Genomic DNA, 7,074 nt, shown 5'->3' with positions numbered 1-7,074 from the left:
CCTTGACGCGCCCGTGGCGGGGCCGGATGCCCGCCCTCCGCACATTCAAATCCATGTCCAGATCGTTCCCCTCCATCATCGGTAGTTGGCAGTTATGTCCATTTAAGCATACTTGCCGCCGCTTGTCTCCCCGGACCGCCTGCGGATAGGGAAGGAAGAGGTGGATCATACTACCAATTGCGATCATGATCCCCATCCCGGAAGGGATGCCAATTCGGACAGGAAAGCGGGTGAGACTCATGAATACCGGCTCGCATATTCGAACCATCGGCATCTGGACAAGCCTCTCTCTCGCCCTGCTCAGCAGCGGAGCCGTCGCCAACATCATCGCTCCCCCCTATATCCTCAGCCTGGCGCAGAACGATGCCTGGCTGTCCGTGCTCGCCGCGGTTCCCGCCGGGCTCCTCTGGGCGACAGGCGCCTGGTACGTCGTGAAGCGCCTCGACGGGCGCTCTCTGGAAGCCTGGCTGCAGCAGACGCTGGGCTCCTTTCTCTCCTGGGCCTTCCGGCTTCTGGCCGTTCTGGCGCTGTTCCTGCAGGCTTCCACGACGATGTGGGAAACCGGCCATATCGCCGTGCGCAGCTACATGGCCGACATGCCCCTCATTCTGATCGCCGGCTCCATGGTTCTGCTCTGCGCCCTGTCGGCGATGAGCGGCTTGCGCGCCATCGGACTCACCAGCGTCATCCTGATCCCGATCGCGATCGTGCTGGACGCGCTGCTGCTCATGCTGAACCGGCCGAACCAGGATTACCGCCAGCTGTTCCCCGTGTTGCAGCACGGATATGCTCCCATGCTCAGCGGAGCCGGCCTGGCGCTCGTCTCCATGATGGAGATCTGGACGCTGATCTGCATGCAGCAGGAGGTCAAGGGAACGTTCCGCTGGCATCACTTCGCCTTCAGCGCGCTCTTCCTGGCCTGGCTGTCGCTTATCCCGATCATCTCCGCCATTACCGTTTTCGGTCCGGCAGAGGCGATCCGCCTGCGCAACCCGGTGCTGGAAATCTGGCGCGTCGTCTCGCTGGGAAAAACGATCGAGCACATCGATCTGTTCGCCATCGTGCAGCGGATTTCCAGCGGCTTCGCCCGCATTTCGCTGGAATTCTATCTCATGGTCCGGCTCCTGGGCTTCGGCACCCTCAAAAGCAGAGGCTGGGCCATGGCGGCGGTATCCGTCTCCGTGCTGACGATCGCTGTCGCGCCCATTCCGGACATGGCGGTCATCCGGTACATGACCTGCGTCCAGTATCCCTTCTTCCTTGCAGGCGGCGTGCTGATCGTCTCGTTTCTGGCCGCTGTTCTCGGCTGGACGGGCAGCGGCAACAAAGGCGGCAAGGAAAAGGAGGCGGCCGAATCATGAGCGGGGAACAGAGAGAAGCGTTCCCGACGTACGCCCGCCTCAAGGAATGGTATGCCGGAAACGACGATGTAGCCGTGCTGCGCTTTCCACATCCCGATGGCTGTTCCGCGCCGGAAGCGGAAGCCCTCACGGATGACGGACCGCCGCAGCTGCTGCTGCTCTACTGCAGCTCCATGGCCGACGTCCGGCTGCAGAACCGCGTCCTCCCGCAAGCCAGAGCCGGCTTGCCGCAGCGGCTGCAGGCCGCAGCCGGAGACGGGCAGGAAGAGATGCCGGACGGCTGGAGGCCGCTCCAGCATGTTGAAGACCCCGGCAAGCCGGGGAGCAGCTGGCAGACCCGGCTGAACAGCGTCCTTTTCCAGGCGGAGGCCGTTCTCCTCGATCCCGTCTCCCGGCGGGCTTGGTCCGCGCTTGCGGGCAGCGTCCCTGGACGGACCCCTTCCGAGGCGGCGACGGAAGTGTCGGTCCGCGGTCCCAAGGACGGCTTCGTCGAGCAGATCGACGTCAACACCTCGCTCATCCGCTTCCGTCTCCGCTGCCCGGCGCTGAAATGCGAGCATCTCTGGATCGGCGACCGCTCCCGGAGCAAGGTGGCCCTCCTCTACGAAAGCTCCATCGCCAATCCGGCGCTGGTCGAAGGCATCCGCCGCAAGCTGCAGGAGCTGAAGGTCGACGACGTCGCCTCGACGCGGCAGCTGCAGGATCTGCTCGTCGGGAAGTCGTGGACGCTCGTGCCGCTGACCACATACACCGGCCGGCCCGACTTTGCCGTGCAATGCCTCATGACCGGACGGGTGATCATCATGCTGGAGGGCAATCCGACGGCCATCGTCGCCCCTGCCAATCTGTTTCTCCTGATGAAGGCGGCCGAGGATCTCCAATCCAACTATATGTACGTCAACTTCACCCGGCTGCTGCGGTATCTCTGCCTGTTCATTTCGGCTTTCCTGCCGGGATTGTACGTCGCCCTGGCGCTGTTCCATGTGGACCAGATCCCATTCAGCCTGCTGGCGACGATTTTGAACGCCAGACGCGGCCTTCCGCTCAATGTGGAGCAGGAGATGATTCTTGCCCTGCTGCTGATCGAAATCTTCCGCGAAGCCGGCGTGCGTCTGCCCGGCGCGATCGGGCAGACGCTGACCGTCGTCGGCGGCCTCATCATCGGCGATGCCGCCGTCCGCTCCGGCCTCGTCTCCCCGGTCATGATCGTCATCGCCGCCATGACGTTCGTCGCAGGCTCTACGCTGGTCAACCAGAGCCTCTCCGGAGCGGTGACGCTGATTCGCTTCTACTGCTATTTCTGCTCCTTCATGCTCGGCATCTTCGGCTTCATGCTGGCGGTAATCAGCGTCGCGGTCTACCTGGCCCGCCTGGAGTCGTTCGGCGTGCCCTTCCTGGCGCCGCTGTCCCCGATGCGTCCCAAGGACCTGCTGAACGGGCTGTTCATCGTCCCGTTCCGGCGCAAGCCTGAACGGCCGGGCTATCTGGACGTCCAGGACCCGCTCAAATGAACCGCTCCAACCTCATCGCGGCCGTCCGCCTCGCGCCGGTCCTGCTGCTGCTTGTCCTGACCGCCGGCTGCTTCAAGAGCGAGGTGTCCGCCAACCTGATGTTCATCAAAGCCGTCGGCATCGATTACGACGAGGAAAGCAAGGACTACACCGTCTATGTGCAGATGCTGGACTTCAGCAACGAATCCAAGCGGGAGAGTGCGCCGGGCTCGGAGAGCGAGACCCCGATCTGGACCGGCAAAGGCAGGGCGAAGGACATCAACATGGCGTTCAATCAGATGTACGATTCGTCCCAGATGCGGATGAGCTTCACCCATGTATCGGCGCTGCTCCTCTCCAGGAAAGCGGAGGCGCATATGACCCGTTATGATTATCGGGAAATTATTGGAGCCCATCCGGAGGTGCGGTTCAATATCTGGATCTACGGCACGGATGAACCGCTGGAAAATATATTCACCGCCAAAGGCTTCTTCAACCTGTCCGATACGACGACGCTGCTGCATACGCCGGAGGAAAGCTACAGGCAGCAGTCGATGGTCGAGCCGCTGTACCTGTTCCGCTTCCTGCGGGAAGTGAACCATCCGGCTCTTACGGCCTACGTGCCGGAGCTCTCTCTGGACACGAAGAGCTGGAAGCTGATGGAGAAGCCGAAGCCCAAAATGAAATTCGCCGGCGCGGGTTTCTACCGCGGAGGGAAATTCGCCGGCGTTCTGACCGAGCACCAGCTGGAGGGCTGGCCGTGGATGAATCCCAAGACGAAGAACAAGCTGCTCCTGATAAAAAAGGATTCCAACGAGCTCGGAACGGCTCATATGAAAGCCCCCAAGGTCAAGATTACCCTCAAGCTGGACGCGCAGGGCCGGCCTCGGTTCCACGCCCGCGTCCGCCTCAAGGGCATCCAGCAGACGATGATGAAGCCCGTACCGATGGCGGAGATGGAGAAGCATGCTTCCATGCAGATCAAGCAGCAGATCGAGGCTGCGTACCGGAACTCGCTGACGATCGGAGCCGATCCTTTCGGCCTGGAGGAGATCCTCTACCGCAAACATCCCGGGAGCTGGAGGCAGCTGACCCGGGATGGCAAGGAATTCATATTGAAGATGGATTCTTTCGATGTGGAGGTCGCCGTGGATTTGCAGACATCGGGGAAATACAAGCCGCTTTGAAGCTCAGATGCTCCAGTGCTGCCATTCCTGCCGGCGGCCCTCCAGCTTCTCCAGCCAGTCGGCCGTCAGCCGGATCGCTTCCTCCTGATGGGCGCGGGTCGAGTAGGTATGGTCCGCCTGGAAAATGATCTCCTTGTCGCACAGCCCGTCGCCGCGGGTCCAGAAAACCTTCTGGTACAGGAAGCTGTAGTCGGCCGGAATGACATCGTCGCTCGTGCCGTGCACGAGCAGCACGTCGCCGCCGAAGCGGGGCGCCGCCTGGAACGGCTGATGCTGCTGCAGCGAGTCGAAGAACACCGGCTCGAGCGTGTAGCCCGCATAATCCGTAGCCCCCTTGAGCACGGCTTCGTCGTAGCCGCTCCGGCCGACGATGCGGACGATGTCGTTGAACGGATAGCCGACGGAGGACCACATGACCAGCCTCGTTACCCTTTTGTCCTTGACGGCGGTATGCAGGGCGACCGCTCCGCCGAGGCTGTGGCCGAGCAGGGTGATCCGCTGCGGATCGACGCAGTCCATCGAGAGGATGTAATCGAGCGCGGCGCGCGTCTGCTCCACCATGGAATCGAAGCCGAGCGAGCCGTAGCTGCCGCCGCTCTCCCCGCAGCCGCCGTAGTCGAAGCGCAGCACATAGGAGCCCTGCGCCGCAAGCCGGCGGGCCGTCTTGACGAACAGCCGGTCGACGCCGATCCGGCTGCCGACGAAGCCGTGGCAGATCAGGACGGCGGGATTGCGCTCCTCCCGCTCCGCTCCTCCTCCGGCAGGGTAGTGCAAGGTAGCTGTCAGCTCCAGTCCGTCATGACGCAAAGTCAGCTGTTTTTCCATCTGCGCTTCATCCTCTCTATCGGGGTCCGATTATTTCATCCTCATAATTCCGACCGAATTAGTGAGTATTAACTGAAATCAGCTTATCATCTCTCTCGACCGTCTGTCAATGGAAGGAGGCCGGCGGCCGAATGACAATAGAAAAAGCCGTTCCGAATGGAACGGCCCGACCGGTGCAACGCTAGATGGAGGCACAGACAGACTACTCTTGAGACAGGAGAGAATCCGCATGGAACAGCTTATCGATTGGGTCGCACGCCATTGGCTGGCCGTATTCCTGGCCGGAGCGCTGCTCGTTGCCGCCGGGTTCGTGTTCGTCAACCGCAAATCGCTCTTCTACAAGGAATGAGCTTCCTGCCGCTCCACGCTGCGCGTCGGCAGCAGAGGAAGGATCAGCTCGGCGGAGGTGCCGGCTCCCGGCTCGCTCCGGAGCAGCAGCCGTCCGCCGTGCAGCTCGGCGATTTCCTGGCAGATGGCCAGCCCGAGACCGCTTCCCGAACGGGATGAGCCCGCCTTGTAGAACTTGTCCGTCACATGCGGCAGGTCCTCCGGCTCGATGCCGACGCCGGTATCTTCAACGCGCAGCACCGCCTCGTCCCCCTCCGCGGGAGGAGATGACGCGGATCGTTCCGCCATGCGGGGTGAACTTGAAGGCGTTGTCGATCAGGTTGATCATCACCTGGCGCAGCCGGTTCGGATCGCCGGCGACATACAGCGGCTGCGGCTCCAGCAGGCTGATGAGGCGCACGCCGGTCTCCTCCTGCCGCACCGCAAGCTGCTGGACGCATTCGCGCACGGGCAGATTGAGATCGAGCTCCTCTTCATGGAGATCCATGCTCTTGGAGCTCAGCTTGGAGAAATCGAGCAGATCCTCGACCAGCCCCGTCAGCCGCTCCGTCTCGCGGGAGATGATGGACAGGCCTTCGCGCAGCTCTTCCCTATCCGTATGGGGATCGGCGAGCGTCTCGCTCCAGCCCTTGATCGAGGTGAGCGGTGTCCGGAGCTCGTGGGATACGGAGGAAATGAAGTCGTTCTTCAGCTTCTCCCGCTTGTTGAGCTCGACAGCCAGCGTATGGAGCGTGTCCGACAGCTGGCCGATCTCGTTGCGCTTGCCGCTTGAGGCGATGCCGAGCGACCAGTCGCCATCCGCCATGCGGCGGGCTCTGCGGGTCAGCTCCCGGAGCGGCCGCACGATCAGGTTGGCCATCAGGACGCTGAGCAGCAGGAAGAGCGCGACGATGGCGGCTGCCGTCAATGCGGTCATCTGGAACAGACGCGCGACCATCGCGTCGACTTCCTTCAGCGAGGCGGAATAACGGATGATCGCCACGATCCGGCCGTCCCGGTAGAGCGGCGAGGAGGCGGCGGCGATCCGCTCTCCGGTCGCGTCGTCCTTGCCGTACCAGGCCGTCGTATCTCCCGCTGCCGCATGCACGACATCGGGCGTGCGGATCGTCCGGTTGTCGGAGATGCCGTCCGAATCCATGAACATGCGTCCGTCGGCCTGCAGCATCTGGATGCGGGGGTAGCCCTCGGTCATGTTCTGGAGCATGTAATCCGCCCGCTCGTTCGGCGTCATCCACTGCATGGAACGGGCGTGCAGCGTCATCGAGGATTCCACGCGCTGCTTCATCGCGCTGGAGGCGCTGCCGTAGTAATAGTTCCAGATTAGCGTCATGAACATGCCGCCAAGCACGAGCACGACGAGGAAAATGAGCAGGAAATAGCTGAGCACCATCTGGGTTCGGAGGCTTTTCATGCTTCGCCCCGCTTCCAGCGGTAGCCGTAGCCCCATACCGTCTCGATGATCGCAGGCTCCGAGGGATTGCTCTCGATTTTCTGCCGGATACGGCGGATGTTGACGTCGACGACCTTCAGATCCCCGACGTAATATCGTCCCCATACTTCACTGAGGATCTCGTCCCGAGAGACGCTCTGGCCGCATCTCTCCATGAGCAGCTTGACGAGCGTCCATTCCGTCGGCGTCAGCACGATCTCGCGTCCGTCCTTCCACAGCTTGTGGAGCCGCTCCGACAAGCGGAACGGACCTGCGGCGAGCATGTCGGCCGCTTCGGGCTCGAAGGAAGCAGCCGCCTGCCCCCGGGAAAGTTCCGTCGGCGTCAGCACGATCTCGCGTCCGTCCTTCCACAGCTTGTGGAGCCGCTCCGACAAGCGGAACGGACCTGCGGCGAGCATGTCGGCCGCTTCGGG

At 62.5% G+C, this 7,074-nt stretch carries 8 protein-coding genes; 3 read left to right on the top strand and 5 right to left on the bottom strand.

Annotation, left to right across the window (positions count from 1 at the left end; genetic code table 11):
- A partial coding sequence (locus tag BN871_RS29405; RefSeq protein ID WP_232313282.1) for a hypothetical protein occupies positions 1 to 187 on the bottom strand: 187 nt, incomplete at its 3' end.
- A 52-nt stretch (positions 188 to 239) separates the two neighbouring features.
- Here BN871_RS29405 and BN871_RS23180 point away from each other — a divergent pair.
- Genes BN871_RS23180 through BN871_RS23170 form a run of 3 tightly spaced genes read left to right on the top strand, consistent with a single transcriptional unit; the run spans position 240 to position 4,038 of the window.
- A complete protein-coding gene (locus BN871_RS23180; protein ID WP_048749211.1) occupies positions 240 to 1,361 on the top strand; it encodes a GerAB/ArcD/ProY family transporter in 1,122 nt (373 codons plus the stop codon).
- Positions 1,358 to 2,872, top strand: coding sequence for a spore germination protein (locus BN871_RS23175; RefSeq protein WP_053087036.1), 1,515 nt, complete (start codon positions 1,358 to 1,360; stop codon positions 2,870 to 2,872). Before BN871_RS23180 ends, BN871_RS23175 begins: the two co-directional genes overlap by 4 nt.
- Complete coding sequence (locus BN871_RS23170; protein WP_021882005.1) at positions 2,869 to 4,038, top strand: Ger(x)C family spore germination protein; 1,170 nt, start codon at positions 2,869 to 2,871, stop codon at positions 4,036 to 4,038. Before BN871_RS23175 ends, BN871_RS23170 begins: the two co-directional genes overlap by 4 nt.
- A 3-nt stretch (positions 4,039 to 4,041) precedes the next feature.
- Here BN871_RS23170 and BN871_RS23165 read toward each other — a convergent pair whose 3' ends face one another.
- From BN871_RS23165 to BN871_RS23150, 4 genes are all read right to left on the bottom strand, one after another.
- Complete coding sequence (locus BN871_RS23165; RefSeq protein ID WP_048749209.1) at positions 4,042 to 4,863, bottom strand: alpha/beta hydrolase; 822 nt, start codon at positions 4,861 to 4,863, stop codon at positions 4,042 to 4,044.
- Between the two features lie 336 nt (positions 4,864 to 5,199).
- On the bottom strand, positions 5,200 to 5,451 hold the full coding sequence (locus tag BN871_RS23160) for an ATP-binding protein (RefSeq protein WP_048749207.1): 252 nt from the start codon (positions 5,449 to 5,451) through the stop codon (positions 5,200 to 5,202).
- Positions 5,438 to 6,622, bottom strand: a complete 1,185-nt coding sequence (locus tag BN871_RS23155) for a cell wall metabolism sensor histidine kinase WalK (protein ID WP_048749204.1) — start codon at positions 6,620 to 6,622, stop codon at positions 5,438 to 5,440. The genes BN871_RS23160 and BN871_RS23155 overlap by 14 nt, the downstream gene beginning before the upstream one ends.
- Positions 6,619 to 7,074: winged helix-turn-helix domain-containing protein (locus BN871_RS23150; protein WP_198158092.1), on the bottom strand; the 456-nt coding region annotated here is incomplete at its 5' end. The genes BN871_RS23150 and BN871_RS23155, both read right to left, overlap by 4 nt.

The organism is Paenibacillus sp. P22, assembly GCF_000469945.2.
GTDB classification, from domain to species: Bacteria; Bacillota; Bacilli; order Paenibacillales; family Paenibacillaceae; genus Paenibacillus_O; species Paenibacillus_O humicus.
Note: the sequence above shows the minus strand (reverse complement) of the source record. Positions and strands in the feature narration are given on the sequence as shown.

Coding starts and splice junctions, on each gene's coding strand:
- BN871_RS23155 (WP_048749204.1), bottom strand. CDS start 6,622: ATGAAAAGCCTCCGAACCCAGATGGTGCTCAGCTATTTCCTGCTCATT.
- BN871_RS23175 (WP_053087036.1), top strand. CDS start 1,358: ATGAGCGGGGAACAGAGAGAAGCGTTCCCGACGTACGCCCGCCTCAAG.
- BN871_RS23170 (WP_021882005.1), top strand. CDS start 2,869: ATGAACCGCTCCAACCTCATCGCGGCCGTCCGCCTCGCGCCGGTCCTG.
- BN871_RS23180 (WP_048749211.1), top strand. CDS start 240: ATGAATACCGGCTCGCATATTCGAACCATCGGCATCTGGACAAGCCTC.
- BN871_RS23165 (WP_048749209.1), bottom strand. CDS start 4,863: ATGGAAAAACAGCTGACTTTGCGTCATGACGGACTGGAGCTGACAGCT.